This window comes from Nocardia brasiliensis (genome assembly GCF_042691675.1).
In the GTDB taxonomy this organism is placed as follows: domain Bacteria; phylum Actinomycetota; class Actinomycetes; order Mycobacteriales; family Mycobacteriaceae; genus Nocardia; species Nocardia brasiliensis_D.
In genome coordinates, this window is the sequence record NZ_CP170507.1 from 8,664,414 (window position 1) to 8,686,235 (window position 21,822).

At 68.1% G+C, this 21,822-nt stretch carries 19 protein-coding genes; 12 read left to right on the plus strand and 7 right to left on the minus strand.

Annotated elements, in window-relative coordinates; all coding sequences use genetic code 11:
* Window positions 1-36 precede the first annotated feature (36 nt).
* Complete coding sequence (locus tag ACFK0J_RS40030; protein ID WP_378735146.1) at window positions 37-240, minus strand: DUF397 domain-containing protein; 204 nt, start codon at window positions 238-240, stop codon at window positions 37-39.
* Window positions 237-1,190, minus strand: coding sequence for a helix-turn-helix domain-containing protein (locus tag ACFK0J_RS40035; RefSeq protein ID WP_378735148.1), 954 nt, complete (start codon window positions 1,188-1,190; stop codon window positions 237-239). Before ACFK0J_RS40035 ends, ACFK0J_RS40030 begins: the two co-directional genes overlap by 4 nt.
* A gap of 330 nt (window positions 1,191-1,520) precedes the next feature.
* Between ACFK0J_RS40035 and ACFK0J_RS40040 the strand changes: the two genes are divergently transcribed.
* From ACFK0J_RS40040 to ACFK0J_RS40050, 3 genes are all read left to right on the plus strand, one after another.
* Window positions 1,521-1,811 carry a hypothetical protein gene (locus tag ACFK0J_RS40040; RefSeq protein WP_378735150.1) on the plus strand — a complete coding sequence of 97 codons (291 nt, stop codon included), beginning with the start codon at window positions 1,521-1,523 and terminating at the stop codon, window positions 1,809-1,811.
* A complete protein-coding gene (locus ACFK0J_RS40045) occupies window positions 1,811-2,017 on the plus strand; it encodes a hypothetical protein (protein WP_378735152.1) in 207 nt (68 codons plus the stop codon). The genes ACFK0J_RS40040 and ACFK0J_RS40045 overlap by 1 nt, the downstream gene beginning before the upstream one ends.
* Before the next feature lie 93 nt (window positions 2,018-2,110).
* Window positions 2,111-3,631 carry an alpha/beta hydrolase gene (locus tag ACFK0J_RS40050; RefSeq protein WP_378735154.1) on the plus strand — a complete coding sequence of 507 codons (1,521 nt, stop codon included), beginning with the start codon at window positions 2,111-2,113 and terminating at the stop codon, window positions 3,629-3,631.
* A 47-nt stretch (window positions 3,632-3,678) separates the two neighbouring features.
* Here ACFK0J_RS40050 and ACFK0J_RS40055 read toward each other — a convergent pair whose 3' ends face one another.
* Window positions 3,679-5,559 carry an ABC transporter ATP-binding protein gene (locus tag ACFK0J_RS40055; RefSeq protein WP_378735156.1) on the minus strand — a complete coding sequence of 627 codons (1,881 nt, stop codon included), beginning with the start codon at window positions 5,557-5,559 and terminating at the stop codon, window positions 3,679-3,681.
* 148 nt (window positions 5,560-5,707) lie between these two features.
* On the opposite strand from ACFK0J_RS40055, the gene ACFK0J_RS40060 reads away from it, so the two are divergent.
* Both ACFK0J_RS40060 and ACFK0J_RS40065 read left to right on the plus strand, forming a co-directional pair.
* A complete protein-coding gene (locus tag ACFK0J_RS40060; protein ID WP_378735158.1) occupies window positions 5,708-8,581 on the plus strand; it encodes an FAD-binding and (Fe-S)-binding domain-containing protein in 2,874 nt (957 codons plus the stop codon).
* Between the two features lie 361 nt (window positions 8,582-8,942).
* Window positions 8,943-9,890, plus strand: a complete 948-nt coding sequence (locus ACFK0J_RS40065; RefSeq protein ID WP_378735159.1) for a DNA-3-methyladenine glycosylase family protein — start codon at window positions 8,943-8,945, stop codon at window positions 9,888-9,890.
* A gap of 77 nt (window positions 9,891-9,967) precedes the next feature.
* On the opposite strand, the gene ACFK0J_RS40070 is transcribed toward ACFK0J_RS40065, so the two are convergent.
* The gene (locus tag ACFK0J_RS40070) at window positions 9,968-10,708 is read right to left on the minus strand and encodes a TetR/AcrR family transcriptional regulator (RefSeq protein ID WP_378735161.1); all 741 of its coding nucleotides are present in this window, start codon (window positions 10,706-10,708) and stop codon (window positions 9,968-9,970) included.
* A gap of 105 nt (window positions 10,709-10,813) precedes the next feature.
* On the opposite strand from ACFK0J_RS40070, the gene ACFK0J_RS40075 reads away from it, so the two are divergent.
* A complete protein-coding gene (locus tag ACFK0J_RS40075) occupies window positions 10,814-12,337 on the plus strand; it encodes an MFS transporter (protein WP_378735163.1) in 1,524 nt (507 codons plus the stop codon).
* A gap of 66 nt (window positions 12,338-12,403) precedes the next feature.
* Here the strand turns inward: ACFK0J_RS40075 and ACFK0J_RS40080 are convergent, their stop codons facing one another.
* Both ACFK0J_RS40080 and ACFK0J_RS40085 read right to left on the minus strand, forming a co-directional pair.
* Entirely contained in the window at window positions 12,404-13,399 is a 996-nt protein-coding gene (locus ACFK0J_RS40080) for an oxidoreductase (protein WP_378735165.1), read from the minus strand.
* A gap of 114 nt (window positions 13,400-13,513) precedes the next feature.
* Window positions 13,514-14,584 (minus strand): DNA polymerase IV, encoded by a 1,071-nt coding sequence (locus ACFK0J_RS40085; RefSeq protein ID WP_378735167.1) that lies wholly within the window; start codon window positions 14,582-14,584, stop codon window positions 13,514-13,516.
* 125 nt (window positions 14,585-14,709) lie between these two features.
* Here ACFK0J_RS40085 and ACFK0J_RS40090 point away from each other — a divergent pair, with 125 nt between their 5' ends.
* The 4 genes from ACFK0J_RS40090 (at window position 14,710) to ACFK0J_RS40105 (ending at window position 17,311) form a co-directional block, all read left to right on the plus strand.
* A complete protein-coding gene (locus ACFK0J_RS40090; RefSeq protein ID WP_378735169.1) occupies window positions 14,710-15,315 on the plus strand; it encodes a DUF1707 domain-containing protein in 606 nt (201 codons plus the stop codon).
* Window positions 15,316-15,384: 69 nt separating this feature from the next.
* On the plus strand, window positions 15,385-15,951 hold the full coding sequence (locus ACFK0J_RS40095) for a TetR/AcrR family transcriptional regulator (RefSeq protein WP_378735170.1): 567 nt from the start codon (window positions 15,385-15,387) through the stop codon (window positions 15,949-15,951).
* Between the two features lie 67 nt (window positions 15,952-16,018).
* A complete protein-coding gene (locus ACFK0J_RS40100) occupies window positions 16,019-16,462 on the plus strand; it encodes a PaaI family thioesterase (protein ID WP_378735172.1) in 444 nt (147 codons plus the stop codon).
* Window positions 16,463-16,528: 66 nt separating this feature from the next.
* Window positions 16,529-17,311 (plus strand): alpha/beta fold hydrolase, encoded by a 783-nt coding sequence (locus ACFK0J_RS40105; protein ID WP_378735174.1) that lies wholly within the window; start codon window positions 16,529-16,531, stop codon window positions 17,309-17,311.
* Window positions 17,312-17,366: 55 nt separating this feature from the next.
* Here the strand turns inward: ACFK0J_RS40105 and lon are convergent, their stop codons facing one another.
* Complete coding sequence (gene lon, locus ACFK0J_RS40110; RefSeq protein ID WP_378743350.1) at window positions 17,367-19,820, minus strand: endopeptidase La; 2,454 nt, start codon at window positions 19,818-19,820, stop codon at window positions 17,367-17,369.
* A 302-nt stretch (window positions 19,821-20,122) separates the two neighbouring features.
* Between lon and ACFK0J_RS40115 the strand changes: the two genes are divergently transcribed.
* Together ACFK0J_RS40115 and ACFK0J_RS40120 are read left to right on the plus strand one after the other, a co-directional pair.
* Window positions 20,123-20,665, plus strand: a complete 543-nt coding sequence (locus tag ACFK0J_RS40115; RefSeq protein ID WP_378735176.1) for a hypothetical protein — start codon at window positions 20,123-20,125, stop codon at window positions 20,663-20,665.
* Window positions 20,662-21,708: a PrsW family intramembrane metalloprotease gene (locus tag ACFK0J_RS40120; protein ID WP_378735178.1), complete on the plus strand. Its 1,047-nt coding sequence runs from the start codon at window positions 20,662-20,664 to the stop codon at window positions 21,706-21,708. Before ACFK0J_RS40115 ends, ACFK0J_RS40120 begins: the two co-directional genes overlap by 4 nt.
* Window positions 21,709-21,822: the final 114 nt, after the last annotated feature.

Here is a 21,822-nt window from a genome sequence, read left to right on the forward strand (position 1 = left end):
CCTCGGTTGCGCTCGACGTCGCTGCTCGAGCCACACTCACGAACGGCTGAATTCGCCGTCCGTCACTCCGGCGGTGAACGTATCCCATTCCGCGGGACCGAAAACCAGGGCCGGACCATCGGGGTTCTTGCTGTCGCGCACACCGACATGTCCACCATCGAGGAAAGCCACCTCGACGCAATCCTTGCTGCCGCTGCGCGTGCTCGTAAACCACTGCGCCCCAATAAGATCGATACTCATGCCGCAAACTCCTTCGCTATCTGCCGGAGCAGATGTCTGCTGGTTTGTATATCCAGCGCGGCGCGCTGGAGGCACTCGTGTGCCCGATGATACCGCTGCACATCGACCGGTCTTTCGAGGTAGAGATCGCCGGTAAAACCCTCCACATACACCACGGGTGGCTCTACCGGCTGCCCCTTGCTATCGGTACCGAACTCCAGAATGGTGAACGGTCCAGTTGAATCTCCGAGCGGAATGCCGGCCGCGAACGGCAGAATACGCACCGAAACATTGTCACTGGTACTCAAATCGGCAAGATGTCGTAGCTGCGCCGCCATCACTTTGGCGCCACCGACCACGCGACGCAAGACCGACTCGTGCAACACCACGGCAACGGTGGCCGGCGAGGCCTTCCGGGTGATCAATGCCTGCCGTTGCATCCGCAGCTGCACGCGCCGCTCCAGCTCGGCGTCGGTGTCATCCGGGTAGCCGAGCCGGTGCAGCGCCCTGGCGTAGTCCGCGGTCTGCAGCAGGCCGAGCACCAGCTCGGATTGGTAGGAGCTCAGCTGCTGGGCCGAGGCCTCCAAACCCACATAGACGTCGAAGTTTTCGGGGATCAGGTCGCCGTAGGCGTGCCACCAGCTTTTGACCGCGGCCTGCTGGGCCAAACCCTTGAGACCATCGGCCAGCTCGTCGGGGATGCCATAGATGCGGCACAGTTCCTGGATGTCGATGGTGCGGATGCGATCGGCCTGACCCTTCTCCAGGCGTTGCAGAGTGCTTGCGCCCCACTCCATCAGCCGGGACGCCTCGGCGATGGTCAACCCCGCCTGGGTGCGCCAGTCGCGAAGATATCTACCTAGTTGCCGGCGCGGTAACGTGGAGGAGGCACTCTCGGTACCGGTCGGTTTGTCGGACCATCCGGACGCTCGCTCCGAACTCGTTGACGCTCTTGCCGAACTCGCTGACACAGCACGCTCCGTTCTGTGTTCGGCTGCTCACCCGTGGTTTTCCGGGGGCAACCAGCAAGCTCGGTTCCCCGTCACTTCGCTTGGGCAGCGGGCTCTTTCGTCCACTATGGAGAATCCTCCCCTCCCGGCTGGTTTTCGTGCTGGGAATTCGCGCGAAATCTTTGGATATCCATCGCGGGCGTTGTTTCATGCACCCGGCAATGGTGTGCTGGAAGTATGCCCGGAGGTCGAACGCCCGCAGTGGCGTCGCCGCGAAACCTCCGGGCACTCACCAGGAGTCGCCCGCAGGAACGAGGAGTCATGGCTGTACATGTCATAGCGTCGTCCTTGATGACCAGCGATCTCACCGCGCATCGAGCACGCAGCGTCGGGCACGGGAGCTGGGTGGTTTCCTACCTTCCCGGCCGCACGCTGACGTGCGCGCAAGCGGTTGCCGCATTGCGGGTTGCCGAAGTGGTGCCGACCTTGCTCCACGTCGTCGGTGAGCTCGCCGACGAGGTCGGGCTGACCGCGCTCGAGGCGGTCGGGATGGCCGTGCGGCAATCCTCCTGGGCCGACGATCACCCGGCGCCGGCCCGACATCGTCGGCGCAACGACCGGCACGAGGCGGGAATCGTCTGATGCAACTCACCAACCTGAATATGCATGTGGCCGCGATGTTGGCGTGCGGGACCGATCCCGGCGTCATGACCATCGAACAAGCACACGCGGCAATGCAATTACACCTCGATTGCACCGTCGACCGTTGCCTGGTTCGCCGCCGGGCCCGGACCACGCTGGTCGAGGCCGGTAAGTGCGTGCTCGACGAGCGCGCGCTGCCGTCCTGAGGTACCTCGGCACCCGACCGAAACAGCCGCGATCCGATACCGTTCTCTGCGCGACGAGGTATGTGGGCGTGTGAGAGGCGAAGTCTGGTGTTGATGAGGCTGTTCCGAGGTTCGGTGGCAGTGCTGGCGGTTTCGGTGCTGACCGCCGTGCCGGTCAGTGGTTACGGCAACGCCGCGCCGGGCGACGACGCGGGCTCGACCGGGATGGACCGGTTCTACCGCCAACAGCTGCACTGGAAGCCCTGCGGAATCGCGAATCTGGACAAAGCCGGTGGCGAGTGCGCGGACGTGCTGGTGCCGCTCGACTACAGCAGGCTCGACGGCCGGACGATGACCGTGGCGATATCGCGGGTCAAGGCCACCGATCCAGCTCGGCGGCAAGGGATTCTGCTGGGTAATCCGGGCGGGCCCGGCGGGGAAGGACTGGACAGCGTCGACTTGCTCGGTGACGTGCTGACGCCGGACGTGCTGGCCACGCACGACCTGATCGGCATGGACCCGCGCGGCGTCGGGGAATCGGGCCGCAGCCCACGGTGCGGGTGGCCGGTCGGCGAGATGATCCGGTCGGCCGGCCTGGACCCGCTGGGTTTCGTGCACGACACGGTGCAGTCGGCGGGCATGGCGGCGGGCTGCCTGATCCACGACCCGGCGATGATGCGGCAGTTCACCACCCGCAATACCGCTCGGGACATGGATGTCGTCCGCGGTGTGCTAGGCGAGCCGAAGATCGACTACTTCGGGCTCTCCTACGGCACCTACCTCGGCGCGGTGTTCACCCAGATGTTCCCGGAACGCAGCGGACGGATCGTGCTGGACAGCGCGATCGATCCGGACCGGTACTGGGCGGGGCTGGTGCAGGACTGGGGACCGGCGGACGAGATCGCGTTGGACGACTGGGCGGGCTGGGCCGCGACCAAGGACGACACCTACCACTTCGGGTCGACCCCGCAGCAGGTGCGGACGACGATCGAGGACCTGGTCCGGACCGCGGCGCGGCAGCCGATCGTGATCGACGGCTTCGCTGTCGACGATCACTGGCTGCCGTTCGTGCTGCACGGGCTGCTGACGAATTTCCGGCTGAATGTCGCGATGGCCGAGACGGTGCGGGAGATCGCGGATGCCGCGGGTGGTCCGCCGACGACGGCACGCTCGCCGCGGCTCGGCGCCATCCTGAAGGCGTTGCGCGACGGCGAGAACTCGGCGCTGGCGCAGATCGCCTGCGGCGACGTCGGGGTGCCGCGCGACCCGGGCTGGTACTGGCGCAACATCGAGGAGAGCCGGGCCACCCAGCCGGTGTTCGGGGCGATGGCGAGCAATATTCAGCCGTGCGCGTTCTGGCCGAGTCCGGTCGAACCCGCGACCGTGGTGCGCAATGCGGTGCCCGCGCTCATTCTGAGCGCGACAGGCGATCCCCGTACTCCGTACGCCCATGCGCGCAAGCTGCACGAGTACATGTCCGAGTCGCGGCTGGTCACCTTGCAGGATGTCCGCATCCACCTGACCTTTCGGCCCGGGCTGAGCAGCTGCGTGAACGACGCGATCAATACCTATCTCGGTACGGGAACGCTGCCTGCCGAAGATATGACCTGCTACGCCGACCCGTCGACGCAGTAGGTCTGGCTGCCGGTCGGCCCGATGACCGGATGTCATCGGGCCGGGGGTCAGGCCGCGACCGGTGCGGGGTCGTCGGCGAACTGGGTGCGGTACAGCTCCGTGTAGCGGCCTTCGGCCGCCAAGAGCTGGGTGTGCGTGCCGCGCTCGATGATTCGGCCGTCCTCCAGCACCAGGATCTGATCGGCGGCGCGGATGGTGGACAGGCGGTGCGCGATCACCAAGGCGGTCCGGCCGTCGAGTGCTTCCGAGAGTGCTTCCTGGACAGCGGCTTCGGAGGTGGAGTCGAGCGAGGCGGTGGCCTCGTCGAGGATGACCACACGCGGCTGCTTGAGCAGCAGGCGGGCGATGGTCAAGCGCTGGCGTTCACCGCCGGAGAGCCGGTAGCCGCGTTCGCCGACCACGGTGTCCAAGCCGTCCGACAGGGATTCGACCAGATCGCGTAACCGGGCTCGCTGCAAGGCATCCCACAGTTCGGCCTCTTGTGCCTCGGGCCGGGCGAGCAGCAGGTTCGCGCGGATGGTGTCGTGGAACAGGTGCCCGTCCTGGGTGACCAGGCCGACGGTCTCCCTGATCGACTGGGTGGTCAATTCGCGCACGTCTGTTCCGTTCAACCGCACCGCGCCGCTGTCCACGTCGTACAGCCGGGAAACCAGTTGGGCGATAGTCGATTTGCCCGCTCCCGACGAGCCGACCAGCGCGATGAGCTGGCCGGGCTCGGCGCGCAACGACACATTGTGCAGCACGTCGACGCCGCCGCGGGTGTCCAGGGTGGCGACGTCCTCCAGCGAGGCCAGCGACACCTTGTCGGCGGACGGGTAACCGAAGGTCACATTGTCGAGTTCGACGGCGACCGGTCCCGCCGGCACCGGCACCGCGTCCGGCGCGTCCTCGATCAGCGGGCGCAGATCGAGCACCTCGAAGACCCGCTCGAAGCTCACCAGCGCGGCCATGATCTCCATCCGGGCGCTGGCCAATGCGGTCAGCGGCGTGTAGAGCCTGGTCAGCAGCAGCGACAAGGCCACGACGGCACCTGCGTCCAGTTGCCCGCGCAGCGCATACCAGCCGCCCAGTCCGTAGACAAGAGCAACCGCCAGCGCCGAGACCAGGGTGAGCGAGGTGACGAACACGGTCTGCAGCATCGAGGTGCGCACGCCGATATCACGCACCCGCCGGGCACGCAGCTCGAACTCGCCGGATTCCTGCCGCGGTCGGCCGAAGAGCTTCACCAGCGTGGCGCCGGGCGCGGAGAACCGCTCGGTCATCTGCGTGCTCATGGCGGCGTTCAACTTGGCCGCCTCGCGCTGCATGTCGGCCAGCCGGTTGCCCATCCGCCGAGCCGGCAGGACGAACACCGGCAGCAACAGCAGCGCGAGCAGGGTGATCTGCCAGGAGATGCTGAGCATCACGCCCAAGGTGAGCGCGAGGGTCACCAGATTGGCCACCACGCCGGACAACGTGTCACTGAACGCGCGCTGGGCGCCGATCACGTCATTGTTCAACCGGCTGACCAGCGCACCGGTGCGGGTCCTGGTGAAGAAGGCGATCGGCATCTTCTGCACATGATCGAAGACCGCGGTCCGCAGGTCCAGGATCAGGCCCTCACCGATGCGCGACGACAACCAGCGGATGGCCAGGCCGAGCGCGGCGTCGAAGACCGCGATCGCGCCGATGATCAGCGCGAGTTTCACCACGACCGCTGGGGCCGCACCACCGACGATGTTGTTGACCACCCGGCCCGCCAGCACCGGCGTGGCCACCGCGAGCAGCGCGGACACCACACTGAGCAGCAGGAACACCCCGATGCGGCGGCGATGCGGCGCGGCGAACCCGATAATGCGCCGGGCCGTGGCCATGCTGAACGGCCGCTGCTCCTGGGGCGCGTTGGCCCGCCGATAGATCTGGCTCCACGCCACCGATTCGATACTCACGTAGAACTCCCTCTCGCTCCCCACCCCATCAAAGCCGTCGGCACCGACACTAAGACCTCAACAAAGGTTGAGAGCAAGTCAATCCCACCCCACCCAGATTCCCCGCACAGCGAAACCGCGCTGCGGGGTGGGGCGCGCTTAGGCTGGCGTGGTGAGCGAGGACCGGGTGGTGGCAGCGCTGGGCGGCAGGATCGGCGGTGAGGTCGATGCATCCCCGCGTCGGCGGGCCGAGTATTCGTCGGACGCCTCCAACTATCGGGTGCCGCCCCGGGCGGTGGTGTTTCCCCGCACGGACGAGGATGTGGCGGGCACCCTCGAATTCGCCAAAGACAACGGGCTGTCGGTAACCGCGCGGGGCGGTGGCACCTCGGTGGCGGGCAATGCGGTCGGCCCCGGGCTGGTGCTGGACTTCAGCAGGCATATGCATCGGATCCTGGCAGTGGATCCGCAGACGCGGGTCGCCCGGGTACAGCCCGGTGTCGTACTTTCGGAGTTGCAGCGCGCGGCTCGACCATACGGGCTACGGTTCGGGCCGGACCCGTCCACGCAGAATCGCTGCACCCTCGGCGGCATGATCGGCAACAATGCCTGCGGGCCGCGCGCCGTCGCCTGGGGCCGCACCTCGGACACGGTGCGAGAACTGCGCATTCTCGACGGCCGCGGTGTCGAGCGGACGCTCGCGAACGATCTGTCCGTGCTGCCCGGCCTCGCCGAGTTCACCGGGGCGAACCTCGCGGTGTTGCGCACCGAGCTGGGTCGCTTCGAGCGGCAGGCCTCCGGCTACGGGCTGGAACATCTACTGCCCGAACGTGGTTCGGCGGTGGCGAAGGCCTTCGTCGGGTCCGAGGGCACCTGCGGGCTGCTGCTCGACGCGACGGTCGAGCTGGTTCCGCTGCCGAAGGCCACCGTGCTGGCGGTGCTCGGCTACCCCGACATCGCCACCGCCGCGGACGATGTCGCCGCGGTGATGGCATGCGCACCGACCGCGGTCGAAGGCATCGACGCACGACTCGTCGATGTCGTCCGCGCCCATCGCGGCACCGTCCCGGACCTGCCGCGCGGCGGCGGGTGGCTGTTCGTGGAGACGGTGGGCGACACCCCCGCCGAGGCAGTGGCGGTCGCCGAACAACTGCGCCGGTCCGTCGCCGCGATGGATTCCCGCATCGTCACCGATCCCCATGCCGCGGCGGCACTCTGGCACATCCGCGCGGACGGCGCGGGCCTGGCCGGTCGCACGCCGGACGGCCACCCGGCCTGGCCGGGCTGGGAGGACGCGGCGGTACCGCCGCAGCGGCTCGGCGCCTACCTGCGGGATTTCGCCGACCTCACGCGCGAGCACGGGGTAGACGGCCTGCTGTACGGCCACATCGGTGACGGCTGCATCCACGTCCGGTTGGATCTACCGATTGCCGATGCCCCGCAACGCTTTCGGCGCTTTCTGTTCGACGCCGCCGAACTGGTTGTGCGGCATGGTGGTTCGCTGTCCGGCGAGCACGGCGACGGCCGGGCCCGGTCGGAACTGCTCTCGCTCATGTACTCCCGCCCGGTGCTCGACGTATTCGCCGGATACAAGGCCCTTTTCGATCCGGACGATGTGCTCAATCCCGGCGTGCTGGTCGAGCCGCGACCGATCGACGCCGACCTGCGGGTGGCCGAGCTGCCACTGGTCCCCGCTGCGGGCGGCTTCGCGTTCCCGCACGACAACGGCGATATCGGGACGGCGGTGCACCGCTGCGTGGGTGTCGGCAAGTGCCGCGCCGATACGCGGGCCGCCGGTGGCTTCATGTGCCCGTCCTACCTGGCCACCCGGGACGAGAAGGACAGCACCCGAGGCCGGGCCAGGGTATTGCAGGAAGTGGTGCGCGGCGCGCTGCCATGGTCGTCCGACGCGGTCGCCGAATCGCTGGATCTGTGCTTGTCCTGCAAGGCTTGTCGGTCGGACTGTCCGGCGGGCGTCGACGTGGCCACCTACAAGGCCGAGGCGTTGTATCGCCGCTACCGGTACCGCCCTCGGCCGCTCGATCACTACTCGCTGGGTTGGCTGCCGCGCTGGCTGGCCGCCGCGACCCGCATGCCGCGGGCCGCCAACGCACTGGCCGAGGTCGCCGTACTGCGCCGAATCGGGTTGCGCGCGGCGGGTATTGATCCGCGCCGCGAGGTGCCGCGACTGGCGGACCGTAGTTTCCGGCGGATCTGGCGCGACCTCGGCGGCCTCGCACCGCCCATCGGGTCGGCGGGTGCGCCGGAGGACAACCCACGCACCGGTGCGGCAATGACCGAAACGCAGAGTCCGGCCAGCACCTCGGGGGACAGTGCCGATCGACCCGAGGTGATGCTGTGGATCGACACCTTCACCAACGCCTTCGATCCCGAGATCGCGCTGGCCGCGGCGCAATTGGTGCAGTCGCTCGGTTACCGGGTGCGCATTCCCGCCCGGCGGGTGTGCTGCGGACTCACCTGGATCAGCACCGGCCAACTGGACGGCGCCCGCGCACGCCTGCGTGCCACGCTGGACGCGCTCGATGAGCACGTGCGCGGCGGCGGCATCGTGGTCGGCCTGGAACCGTCCTGCACCGCCGTGCTGCGCTCGGATCTACCCGAGCTGCTACCGGACGACCCGCGCGCGGCGGCAACGGCACAGGCCGTGCGCACCCTTGCCGAGTTCCTGGCCGAACAACCGAACTGGCGGCCACCGCACCGGCCCGGCCGGACAGTGGTGGTTCAACCGCATTGTCACCAGCATGCGATTCTCGGATTCAATGCCGATCGCCAGGTATTAGCCACAATGGCTATCAAAGTGACTGAAATCACCGGATGCTGTGGACTTGCGGGAAACTTCGGAATGCAGAACGGCCATTACGACATTTCGGTCGCGGTAGCGGAGAACGGCTTGTCGCCCGCATTGCGCACCGCCGGGGACGATGCGGTATTTCTCGCGGACGGCTTCTCCTGCCGTACCCAGGCCGCCCAGCTGACCGGTCGCCGGGGCCGCCATCTGGCGCAGTTCCTGTTGGAGCAGTGAGGCTTTCGCGCGCTCGCCGAGCCAGCGGGCACGGCGAGTGCGCGATACCGGTCAGCTGCCGAACGGCAGGGTGCCGGGCGGAATCTGATAACCCGAGCTACCTGCGGAAACGCCACCCCAGGCGTTGAGCAACCAGTTGAGCAAGTTGGTGATCATTCGATACCTCCATGTGGCGACTGCCAGCTGTTTGCCGATCGGAACCAATATCGCCACGTCCATTCTTCGCGTTACAAAATACCGTGGACCTGCGGTCATACGGAATCGGCATCGAGAAACGATGAATTCGGTTGTGGGCAAGTAGTTTCCGACCGACAGCGGACGGGCACGCATTCCGCCGCACGCCATCGGGCAGAATGGTCCGATGCGCAACGCGATGGTCGAGCCGGAGGTGGACCCAACCGGTCTGGCCAGGACCGTGACGTCCGACCGTCCGATCGACTTGGCGTGCACGATCGCGCCGCTGCGCCGTGGCGCCGGCGACCCGTGCCATCAGACCACCCGCGATGGTGCGCACTGGCACGCCTCGCGCATGTCGTCGGGCCCCGTCACCTACCGGCTGACTCAGTCCGGGCCGTGCGCGGTGCACGGACAAGCGTGGGGGCCGGGCGCCCAGGAATTCCTCGACGGCCTCGATCACATGCTGTGCCTGGACGAGGATCTGGACGGCTTCGTCCCGGACCACCCGAAGCTCGTCGAGGCGCATCGCCGCTTCCCCGGCTTGCGGATGTTGCGTACCGGCTTGGTCTTCGAGGCGTTGGTGCCCGCGGTGCTGGAGCAGAAGGTGCACAGCATCTCGGCCCGTGGTTCGTGGCGAAAACTGGTGCGGCAGTTCGGCGATCCCGCACCGGGCCCGGCACCGGAGGGCCTGCGGCTGCCGCCCGACGCCGACACCTGGCGGCGGGTCCCGTCCTGGGCTTTCCACCGCGCCAATGTCGGGCCGCAGCGGGCGCAGACCATCGTGCGGGCCGCCCGGGTGGCGAGCTCACTGGAACGGGCGGCGGGTGTCGATCCGGCCGAGGCCGCCCGCAGGCTGCGCAGCATCCCCGGCATCGGCGTATGGACCGCCGCCGAAACCGCCCAGCGCGCCTTCGGCGATGCGGATGCGTTGTCGGTTGGCGACTTCAACCTCGCTGCCATCGTCGGCTGGACGCTGCTCGGCCACCCCATCGATGACGACACCATGGTCGAATACCTGGAACCGCTTCGCCCGCACCGCTATCGGGCCGTCCGGCTGCTGGAGATCAGCGGCCAGGCGCACAAGCCGAAATTCGGCCCGCGCACCCCACTGACCGACCACACCTGGCACTGAGACGAATCGGGGACAGCCCCGGGGCGTAATCGGGCGCAGCCCCGGCTTGATCGAGCTCAGCCCCGGCTTGATCGAGCTCAGCCCCGGCGGGCGTTCAGTCCGTCCAGGACGCGGTCCAGGCCGTAACGGAACTTCCGGTCGCGGCGCTCGGTCGGGTTCATGTCCCAATCGTCCTGCTGGAACCTCGGATAGTCCCTGGCCGCCTCCTCGGCGGCAGGTCGCAATTGGTCGATCAGCTCCTGTTCCGTCTGGCCGGTCCGGGCCAGCAGTGCGAGCCACGCCGCCTCGCTGATCCCCATCCCGACGACGTAGCTCATCACGGCACTGATCGCGTCGCCCGCCTCCGCCGCCGGAAAACCGCCCGCTTCGAACAGCCCGACCAGGCCGTCGTTGAGCCGCATGACGTTCGGGCCGAGATAGGACAGCCCGACCTGGCCGAGTGTCGACGCCATCCACGGGTGTCGCAGGATCATCGCGCGCAGGCTTTCCGCGCAGGACTCGGTTGCGGTGCGCCAGTCCGCCGGATCGCTGATCTCGGGCACCCGGATCTCGCCGTAGACCTCGTCGACGACCAACTCGATGAGCTCGTCTCGATTGGCGACGTGCCGGTAGAGCGAGGTCGCACCGGCATTCAACCGGGCACCGAGCTGGCGCATGGTGAGCGCTTCCATGCCTTCGGAATCCAGCAAGCCGACCGCCGCGGCGACGATCTGTTCCCTGGTCAGAGCCGGTTGTTCCCGGCCCCGACGCGGTCGCGTCCACACCGATCCGATCTGCTGCTGCTTTTCGACGGCCACGTCGACTCCTTCCGTTGCCATCGAGGATAGCGCACGATGTTCGCACTTGCGTACGTCCGAAAACCATGCGTACAGTGTTCGCAGCTGGAGAACGCCGTACGCAACACCGCGAGAAGAGAGTTTCCGATGGACGCGAGTGACACCCGCAATCCGAAGCGCTGGTGGATTCTGATCGTGCTGTGCCTCAGCACGCTGGTCCTGGTCATCGACAACTTCGTGCTGGCCGTGGCGGTGCCGCCGCTGGCCGAGGACCTGAACGCGACCGCACAGGACATCCAGTGGATCCTGGACTCCTACATCCTGGTGTTCGCGGGCCTGCTGCTCACCTCCGGCAGTCTCGCCGACCGGTTCGGCAGGCGCCGAGTGATGATCATCGGTTTGGTGTTGTTCGGCGTGGCTTCACTCGGCGCCACACTGGCCACGAGCGCGCTCGAGTTGATCGCGGCCCGCACGGTAATGGGCATCGGTGGCGCGCTGGTGCTGCCGAGCACCCTGTCCATCCTGATCACCGTGTTCGACGACGCGGAACGGCGCAAGGCGATGAGCTTCTGGAGCGCCGCCTCGGTGCTCGGGCTGGTCGGCGGGCCGGTGCTGGGCGGCGTGCTGATCGCGCACTTCTGGTGGGGCGCAGCGTTTCTGATCAATATTCCGGTGGCCGCCGTTGCCATTGTCGCCGCGCTGGTGCTGATGCCGGAATCCAAGGGACCGTGGACCAAGCCGGACGTGCCGGGTGCGCTGCTGTCGATGATCGGGATGACCGCGCTGGTGTGGACCATCATCGAATTCCCCAAGGGCGGTTTCGATCACGCTTCCACGCTGAGCACGCTGGCCATCGCCGTCGTGAGCCTGGTCGCCTTCGTGGTGTGGGAAAAGCGGGTCGAGCATCCGATGGTGCCGCTGAACCTGTTCCGCGACAGGGACTTCGCCGGTGGCAGCCTGTCGCTCACCCTGGTCCAGGTCGCCAATGGCGGACTGCTGCTCGTGCTGACCCAATACCTGCAGTTCGTGCTCGGCTACTCGCCCACCGAGGCCGGACTGGCCTTCATCCCGATGATGGCCGCCTCCATCGTGTTCAACGGTCTCGGCGCGGGGCTGGGCAGCAAGGTCGGCCACCGCACGCTCGCCGGCACCGGCATGCTGGTCTCGACCATCGGTCTCGGCCTGCTGGCCGGACTCGCCCCGGACAGCGGCTTCGGCGTGCTGACCGTCGCGCTGGTGGTGCTCGGGGCCGGTGCGGGCTTGGCGCAGCCCGCGGCGATCGCCGCGCTGATGGGCGCGGTTCCAGCGGAGCAGGCGGGTGTCGGGTCCGCGCTCAACGACACCATTCAGCAGGCGGGCGCCGCCCTCGGCATCGCGGTGCTCGGCAGCATTCTGTCCAGCAGCTTCACCGGCAACATGCCGGATTCGGCCCCCGCGATCGCCCGGACCTCGATCGGCGACGCGCTGGCGCTGGCCGCCCGCACCGGCGACACCGAGTTGGTCGCGGCCGCCCGCGAGGCCTTCACCACCGCCATGTCGACCAGCTTCCTCGCGGGTGGCGCGGGAATCCTGGCCGGTGCGATCGTCGCGCTGATCGTCATGCGCGACAACAGGACCATCTCGGCGGACGCGGTGGATGGTCTGCTCGAAGAGGCGGTTCTGGTCAAGTAGGACAACCGAATTCAGCGAAAACCTGCCCGATCAGCACTGCTGGTCGGGCAGGTCTTTTCGGTCCGTTCAGAATTCGCCGAGGACGCTGAAAACGGTACGGCCGGTGTGGGTGCCGCCCAGGATGGACTGCAGGACCTTCGACGCGTCGGTGACCGGCGCGAACTGGGTGAGCGTCGAAAGGTGCTGTGGCCGCAGCTCATTGCCGAGCCGGGTCCACAGCTCACGGCGCTTCTCGATCGGCACGAAGGCGGAGTCGATGCCGAGCAGGGCGACGTTGCGCAGGATGAACGGCATGACCGTGGTCGGCAGGTCGGAACCGCCGGTCAGCCCGCTGACCGCTACCGCGCCGCCGTAGCCGATGGCGCTGAGGATGTAGGCGAGCGACTTGCCGCCGACACTGTCCACCGCCGAGGCCCACCGGGCCTTGGTCAATGGCCGCAGTTTGGCTTCGGGGTCCTCGGGCAGGCGGCCGATGACCTCGTTGGCGCCGAGTTCGCTGAGCAGATCGCCCGCGTCGGTCTTGCCGGTGGAGGCGACGATCTCGTAGCCGAGACCGGACAGGATATCGATACTCACGCTGCCGACCCCACCGGTCGCACCGGTGACCAGCACCGCGCCCGCCTCCGGGGTGAGTCCCCGGTCGAGCAGGGCTTGCACGCTCAGCGCCGCGGTGAAACCGGCGGTGCCGAGAGCGGCGGCGTCCCGCGGGCTGAGGCCGTCGAGCTTCACCACCCAGTCGGCGGGCACCCTGGCGTACTCGGCGTATCCGCCGTGGTGCGCGACCCCGATGTCGTAGCCGTGTGCGACCACCAGGTCGCCGGGGGCGAAATCGTCGTCCTCGGAGGAGACCACCTCGCCGGTGATATCGATGCCGGGAATGATCGGATATTTCCGCACCACCCCGCCACCGGGTGTGATCGCCAGCCCGTCCTTGTAGTTCGCGCTGGAGAAGTGCACCTTGATCGTCACCTCACCCGGCCCGAGGAATTCCTCGCCCACCTCTTGCTTGGTGAGAACGATCCCGCCGTCAGATTCATGCGCCACCATCGCCCAGAACTCCATGCCGACGAGCATACGAGCGTTGCCGCCCACCTGGACAGATCCCGACGTCTGGCGCACGCGCGCGTTGTCGGGATGCACAGCTTGTGTGTGCGGCTGACACAGACGGTGTGCGGACTACTCCGGGACGAGTTCGAGGCGGACGCCGAGGAGGCGGACGGGGCGATCGATGTCGAAGCGGTCGATGATGCGGAGAGCGGTTTCGGTGATTTCGGCCGGATCGATGGTGGGCGCGGGCAGCTTTTCCTGTTTGCTCCGGGTGAAGAAGGTGTTGGTCCGGACGGTTACCGAGACCCGGGTACCGACGCGGCCCGCTTCCGCCATTTCTTCGGCGACCTCGGTGGCCAGCCGCGCGACCTGGTCGCGAATTTCGGCCGGATCGGTGAGGTCACGAGGAAAGGTTTCGGACTTGCTGCGGCCCACCGGGACTCGTGGTTCGGTGGTGACGTCGGTATCGCCCTTGCCGTGGCCGAGAACCCACAGGTAAGGGCCGGTCGTCGGGCCGAATTCGGCGGCCAGGCGCTGCCGGTCGGCGGCCATCAGGTCGGCGACCGTGCTGATGCCGAGGTCGGCGAGGCGACTGGCGATCCGGGTTCCGATGCCCCACAGGGCATTTGTCGGACGGTGTGCCATCACCTCGGTCCAGTTCGCGGCGGTGAGGCGGAAGACGCCGGCGGCCGCGCCCGCATCGGTGGCCGGTCCGGCGGCGGACTTGCCGGTCGATTTGGCGAACCCGGTGGCCAGTTTGGCGGTGAGCTTGTTGTCGCCGATGCCGATCGAGCAGGACAGCTGTAATTGCTCGATCGCGCCGCGGATCTCGCGGGCCAGTGCCTCCGGGTCGTCGGTGTCGGCGGCGAGGAAGGCCTCGTCCCAGCCCCACACCTCGACGCGGCCGGGAAAGGTCCGCAACAACGACATGACCTCGTCCGACGCCTCCTCGTAGCAGGCCATGTCCAAGGGCAGGAAGACGCCCTCGGGGCACTTGCGCTGCGCGCTCCGCAGCGCCATCCCGGCCCGGACGCCGAACGCGCGCGCCGGATAGGAGGCGCAGGTGACCACCTTGCGCGGCTCGGTCGGGTCGCCGTTGCCGCCGACGATGACCGGCAGGCCGCGCAGTTCCGGGTGCCGGCGAAACTCCACCGCCGCCTGGAACTGGTCGAGATCGACATGCAACAGCCACCTGGCCATATGACCGTCTTACCCCACCAGGGTGACAAGCAGCCGGAATTCCGGTCCGATCGGGCCTGACGGCGATGCGCGGGTGCGGCAACCGGCCTACGATCTCGATGAGCACGAAAAGGGGGAGCATCCCGATGACCGATGCCCAGGACCAGCCCGCCCCGCCGCCTGCCGTCCGGGTCGGTCACGCCGACCGGGAAATCGCCGCACGGCAGCTGCACCTCGCGGTCGAGGAGGGGCGACTCGATCTGATGGAGCTGGACCGGCGACTCGTCACGGTTTATTCGGCGCGGACGACCGATGAGCTGACGGCCGTCACGGCGGATCTGCCGGTGCACGCCATGGCGCGGGAGCCGATCGAGTTGCGCGTCGGCAGCGGGTCGCGGACGAAGGCCGGTCAGTGGATCGTGCCCGCCGAGATCACCGCCGAATGCAGTTCCGGCACCATCAAAATCAATTTCACGCAGACCCTCTGCCCCCATCGCGAGGTGGTGCTGCACGCGTCCGTCGGCTCCGGCACCATCAAGCTGATCGTGCCGCGCGGCTGGCTGGTCGACGTCGACCGGGTGCAGACCAAAAGTGGTGACGTGCGGAACAAGGCCACCGGGCCGGTACTGCCCGGCGCTCCACTGTTGCGCATCGATGGCCGAGTCGGTTCCGGGGCGCTCATCGTGAAGTACCCGCGCCGGCCGCGGCGATCGTTTATGGCCTGGCTACTGGGTCGGCCACGTCCGGCCTGACCGTCTCATCGACCTCGCGTTCCCGCCGCGGCCATTGCGCTGCCCAGAAAACAGAACTAAATTCTGGATATGAAGATTCGAGATCGGTTGCTGTTGGCGGCCGAGCGGCAGTTCGCGGAACAAGGCGCGCTGGAGGCGACGCTCAACCAGATCCGGGACGCGGCGGGCGCCAGCGTCGGCGCTCTCTATCACCACTTTCCGGACAAGGCGGATCTGTATCGCCAGGTTTGGGCCAACGCGCTCGTCGATTACCAGCAGCACTTCTGGGCCGCGGTGGGCGACAGCGCCGACGCCGAGGCGGGAATCACGGCGGGGGTGCGCGAACATCTGCGCTGGGTCGCCGAGAATCAGTACCGCGCAAAGGTTCTCTCCTCCGCGCGGCCGCCCGGGGTACGGGAAAGCGACAGCAACCGCGAGTTCCTGCGCAACGTCGTCCGCTGGTGGCGCACGCACGCGGGATACGGCGCGGTGCGCGATCTCTCGTTCGATCTCGTATACGCCCTGTGGCTCGGGCCCGCGCAGGAGTACTCGCGGCAGTGGCTGGGCGGCGACATGCTCGCCGCCCCGACCGACGTCGCGGACGAACTCGCCGACGCGGCCTGGCAAACGCTGCGCACGGCCGAGCACCGGCCGTGAAACAGACCACGCCCCAAGGACTATCGCGTCCGGGCCGGTCCGGACCAGCGCGAACGAAAGGCAACTGATGACCTCTTCCACCATCGATATCGACCTCGCCAAGAAGGTGCTCGCCGCGCAACCCTTCGCCGAGCTGATCGGCACCGAGATCACCGCATTCGGCGACGGCACCGTCACTCTGGTCATCCCCATCCGCCCCGAACTCGGCCAGCAGTTCGGCTTCGTGCACGGCGGCGTGCTGTCCTACGCGGCCGACAACGCGCTCACCTTCGCCGCGGGCACCGCGCTCGGCGCGAATGTGCTCACCGGCGGCTTCACCATCACCTATCTGCGCCCCGCCGCGGGAACTCGGCTGCGCGCCGTCGCCACCGTCACCGGGTCGACCCGGCGCCAGGCCGTCGTCCGCTGCGAGATCTACGCCGAGAGTGCCGATGCCGAACCGGTGCTGTGCGCGGTGGCGCAGGGCACCGCACGGTCGGTCGAACGCGACCTGACCGGCAGCGCCGCCTGATCGGCCGGGGCACCGATCAATTCGCCCGCCCTGCCTCGTCTGCACCGGTGACGAAAGGAAAGAGCTGTGACAGATTTCGTGACCTCCGCCGACGGAACCCGGATCGCGTTCGACCGATTCGGCGACGGCGCACCGGTTGTCCTGGTAAGCGGGATGTTCTGCTCGCGGCCGATGACGCACGACCTCGCCACCCGGCTGGCCGAACGGTTCACCGTGATCAACTACGACCGCCGCGGGCGGGGCGAGAGCGGCGATACCGCGCCGTACGCGGTGCAGCGGGAGATCGAGGACCTGGCCGCGCTGATCGACGAACTGGGCGGCAAGGCCGCGGTGTACGGGCATTCGTCGGGAGCCGGTCTCGCATTGCGGGCCGCCGCGGCAGGCGTGCCGATCACCAAGCTGGTGCTGCACGAACCGCCCTACGGCGACGACAGCGACGAAAGCAGAAGGAGCGCACGGGAACTCGCCGAGCAGGTAGGGGCGGCCGTCGAACAGAATCGCCCTGCCGAAGCGGTGCGGATCTTCCTGACCGCAGCGGGAGCTCCGCCGGAGGCGGCGCAGGCCTCTAGTCAGGACCCCGGGATGCAGGCGGTGGCGTCGACCATGCCCTACGACCTTGCCATCATGGGCGATTCCGACACCGGCGGGGTGATCCCGCTCGACCTCGTCCGCGCCGTCGATGTTCCGGTACTCGTGCTGCTCGGCGACGCGAGCCCGGAGTTCTTCCGCAACACCGCGACTCGGCTCACCCAGCTGCTGCCGGAGGCACGCCTCACCGTGCTCGAAGGCCAAGACCATGGCGCGCCCGCTGAATTCGTGGCACCGCCGGTGGCCTCGTTCCTCGCCTGAACACCCGACAGGCCGGGCACGGAGAAAGCTCCGTGCCCGGCCTCGTGCTGGGCGATCAGGCGGTGGCCGCGAAGGCCGGGCCGTCCAAGGCCGGTTCGGCGACCGGCTCGATGGCGTAGGCCAGGATGTCGGCCACATCGGCGACCGGCCGGACCTCCAGTGCGGCAAGCACTTCGGCCGGGACCTCGTCCAGGTCCGGTTCGTTGCGAGCGGGGATGAACACCGTCTTGAGCCCGGCGCGCTGGGCGGCCAGCAGCTTCTGCTTGACGCCACCGATCGGCAGCACCCGCCCGTTCAGCGTGACCTCGCCGGTCATGCCGACATCGGCGCGCACCTGCCTGCCCAGTGCCAGCGACACCAGGGCGGTGACCATGGTGACGCCCGCCGACGGTCCGTCCTTGGGGACCGCGCCCGCCGGGAAGTGCACGTGGATATTGCGATCCAGCACCGACGGCTCGATGCCGATCTCTTCCAGGTGCGAGCGCACATAGGTCAGCGCGATCTGCGCGGACTCCTTCATCACGTCACCCAGCTGACCGGTCAGGGTCAGCGAGCGCTCACCCTCCGCGGCATTGGCCTCGATGTAGAGGACGTCACCGCCGAGGCCGGTGACCGCGAGTCCGGTCGCCACGCCCGGCACCGCGGTGCGTTCCACCGAGTCGGGAGTGAAGCGCGGACGGCCCAGGTATTCCTTCAGATCAGCCAAGTCGATCGTCAGCGTTTCAGCGCTACCGGAGGACGTTTCGGACTTCAGCAGGGCGTCGTAGCCCAACTCGGCGCCGTAGCCGAGCTCGGTCACGCTGGATTCACCTTTGGCCGTATCCGATTCGACCGTGCCGGATCCGGCTGTGGCCGAGGCGGTTCCGACCTCGGACAGTCGAGTCGCGGCCTTGCGCAACGCCTTCGCGATCAGTCGCTCCATCTGCCGCACTCCGGCTTCCCGGGTGTAGTTGGCGGCGATCTCGCGCAGTGCCGCTTCGGTGACGGTCACCTCGTCGGCGGTCAGTGCGTTGCGTTCCAGCTGCCTGGGCACCAGGAAGTCGCGGGCGATGGCGACCTTGTCGTCCTCGGTGTAGCCGTCGACGGTGATCAGTTCCATCCGGTCCAGCAGCGGGCCGGGGATGGTCTCCATGACGTTGGCGGTGGCGATGAACAGCACGTCGGACAGGTCGAGGTCCAGATCCAGGTAGTGATCGCGGAACGTGTGGTTCTGCGCCGGATCGAGCACCTCGAGCAGCGCGGCCGCCGGGTCGCCCCGGAAGTCCGAGCCGACCTTGTCGATCTCGTCCAGCAGGACAACGGGATTCATCGATCCCGCCTCCTTGATCGCGCGGACGATCCGGCCGGGCAGTGCGCCGACGTAGGTGCGCCGGTGGCCGCGGATCTCGGCCTCGTCACGCACGCCGCCGAGGGCGACGCGAACGAACTTACGGCCCATGGCCCGGGCCACGGATTCGCCGAGCGAGGTCTTACCGACACCGGGCGGACCGACCAGCGCGAGCACCGCGCCGGAGCCACGCCCGCCGACGACCTCCAGCCCACGCGCGGCCCGCCGCGAACGCACGGCCAGGTACTCGACCATGCGGTCCTTCACCTCGTCCAGGCCGTGGTGATCGGCGTCCAACACCGCGCGGGCGGCCGAGACATCGGTGCTGTCGGTGGTGCGCACCGTCCACGGCAGCTCGAGCACAGTGTCCAGCCAGGTCCGGATCCAGCCGGATTCCGGGCTCTGATCGCTGGCCCGCTCCAGCCTGCCGACCTCGCGCAACGCCTCCTCGCGGACCTTGTCCGGCAGATCGGCCTGCTCGATCCGGGTGCGGTAGTCGTCGGCGCCGTCGGGCTCGTCCTCACCGAGTTCCTTGCGGATCGCGTTGAGCTGCTGGCGCAGCAGGAACTCGCGCTGGCTCTTCTCCAGGCCCTCGCGGACGTCGTCACTGATCTTCTCGGTGATCTCGGCCTCGGCGATGTGGTCCTTGGTCCACTCGATCAGCGTGTTCAACCGCTGCTTCACGTCCGGGGTTTCGAGCAGTTCACGCTTCTGATCGTCGGTCAGGTACGGCGCGTAGCCCGCGGTGTCGGCGATCGCCGACGGATCGGTCAGCTGATTGACCGCGTCGATGATCTGCCAGGCCTCGCGGCGTTGCAGCACCGAAACGACCAGCTTCTTGTATTCGGCCGCCAGCTCTTTGGTCCTGCCGTCCGGCGTGGGCGTCTCGACCGGCTCGGCCTCGACCCACAGCGCGGCACCCGGGCCGGTGACCCCGTGCCCGATCTTGGCGCGCCGCTCGGCCTTCAACACGGCCGCGGGCGCGCCGCCGCGCATCCGGCCCACCTGTTCGATGGTGGCGACCACACCGTAGGAGGCGTAGCCCTCGGTCAGCCGCGGCGCGAGCAGCACGGCTTCGGTTTTCGCGGCGCGCGCGGCGTCGATGGCGGCCTGCGCCGATTCGTCCAGTTCGATGGGCACGACCATGCCCGGCAGCACGATCGGATCGGTCAGGAACAGCACCGGCAGGTTCTGAGGTGTAGTCACGTGTTCGACCCTTCCAAAAGTTGAGCGATGCCTACTCAACCCCACCCCACCCACGTTTGTTCCACCCCTAGCCCATCGTTCGCTGTGGGCGAAGTCGGTTCACGGGTCGCCGCTCGTGCGGCCCCAGGGCGACCGGTGACGCTGTCGGCGATGGCGGCCTTCCGGTTCCCGCGGAAATGGTGCTGTTCGGCATATCGTGGATCCGGCTGCGCCGCTGGTCGGTGGCAGTTTCTCGGACGAGGACGCCCAGGAGTGAGACCGCCGAGGGGAGCAGGTGTATGAGCCAGCCAGCTCGCAGGGGGAATGACTGGAGACCGGCGGGGGTGGTGCTTGCGGTGGTCGGTGCGCTGGTTGCGGGCCCGTCGGTGCTCGCGGCGCTGGTGCCGATCCGGGAGACGGCGGTGGCCCGAGGGGACGAGATCGAGTTGACGGCGCCGGGGGAGGAGCCGGACACGGTGCGCTTTTCCGGGGTGGACGGGTGGCAGCGCAGGCCGACGGGTGATCAGACCACCGCGGTGCTGACCGCACCGGATGGGTCGCGGCTCGCGGTCAGCGTGGTCGGCGGGGTCACGGACTTCACCGAGGCCACCGGGTGGCGGCTGAAAGTGCTCGGCGTACAAGGATTCGACGCGTACTTCGACGGTGGGCAGGTCGAGACGGCGAACGGCTTCGGTGGCCCGACCTGTCGCGGCTCGGACCGGGCCGGGGTGTGTGCCATCGTCGGCAACGACAAACTGGCCGTCACCCTGGTGCTGGCCGGTGACGACGCCACCCTGCCCGAGCTCACGCAGGTGCTGGAGACATTGACGGTGCGCCGATGACCTGGTTCCAGCCGAGGTCGGCGCTGTTCTGGACGTACTGCCTGATCTCGATCCTCGGTCTGCTCGGGCTGATCCGCCAACTGGCCCCGGTCGCCGCACTGACCTGGCGCGACATGCTGGCGGGACTGCCGTTCACCCTCGCGACCCTCGTCGTATTCGGCGTACTGATCCTGCATTTGGACCGCCTCCGAGCGCAGCGGCGGATCCGGACACCGCTCATCATGGGTTTTGCGTGGGGCGCGCTCGCGGGCCCCGGCATCGCCATGTTCGCCAACGATCACAACATGCGGGTGATCCAGAATCTCGCCGGTGACGCGTTCGCGATGAACTGGCAGGCACCGATTTCCGCGGCGATCGTGGAGGAGGCGATCAAGGGCATCGGCGTCTTCGCGGTCGCGTGGCTGTTTCGTCCCCTGCTGAATCGGCCGATCCACGGACTGCTGCTCGGCGGCTGCACCGGCCTCGGCTTCCAAGTGGTCGAGAACATCACCTACGAGGCCAACGCGGGATTGCTGTCCGCGCAGGACGATCCGGCGAACGCGGTGCTCGTCGGCATCGTGCGGCTACTCACCGGCATCACCTCGCACTGGATGCTCACCGGCCTGGCCGGTATCGGCATCGTGCTCGCGGTGGCCCGATCGGACTGGTCGGGCAGGCGGCGCGCCCAGGTCTTCGTAATGTTCTATCTGCTCGGTGCCGCACTGCATTTCGGCTGGGACGCGCCGAGCCCGGCGCGGGTACCGGTCGGGTCGATCGCCGCGCGGACGATGCTGTACGTCCTGATCTTCGCGGTGATCTACACCTGGGTGGTGCGGACCGAACGGCAGTGGTTCCGTGCGGTGGTCGGCTGGGCGGTGACCAAGGGCATCGCACCGGCCGGTGAACTGAGCACCTTGATCTCGCGGCGATCCCGCCGCCGGGCCCGCGCGGCGGAACGGATCAACGGTCAGTACAGCCGACGCCAGCAGGTGCGACGACAGCGCATCCTGCTCGACTGGGTGCAGGAGGCCGGTGCCCGATCCGGTCTTCGTATTCCCCCGTGAGGCACCGGCGCAAGCCCCGTCCCAGCCGCGTTGACACTCGCTCCGGGACAGTGACAATGTGAGGGCCTTGATATCTCATACCGGCGGTTCCGCCGGTTCAGCCTAGGGAGATCC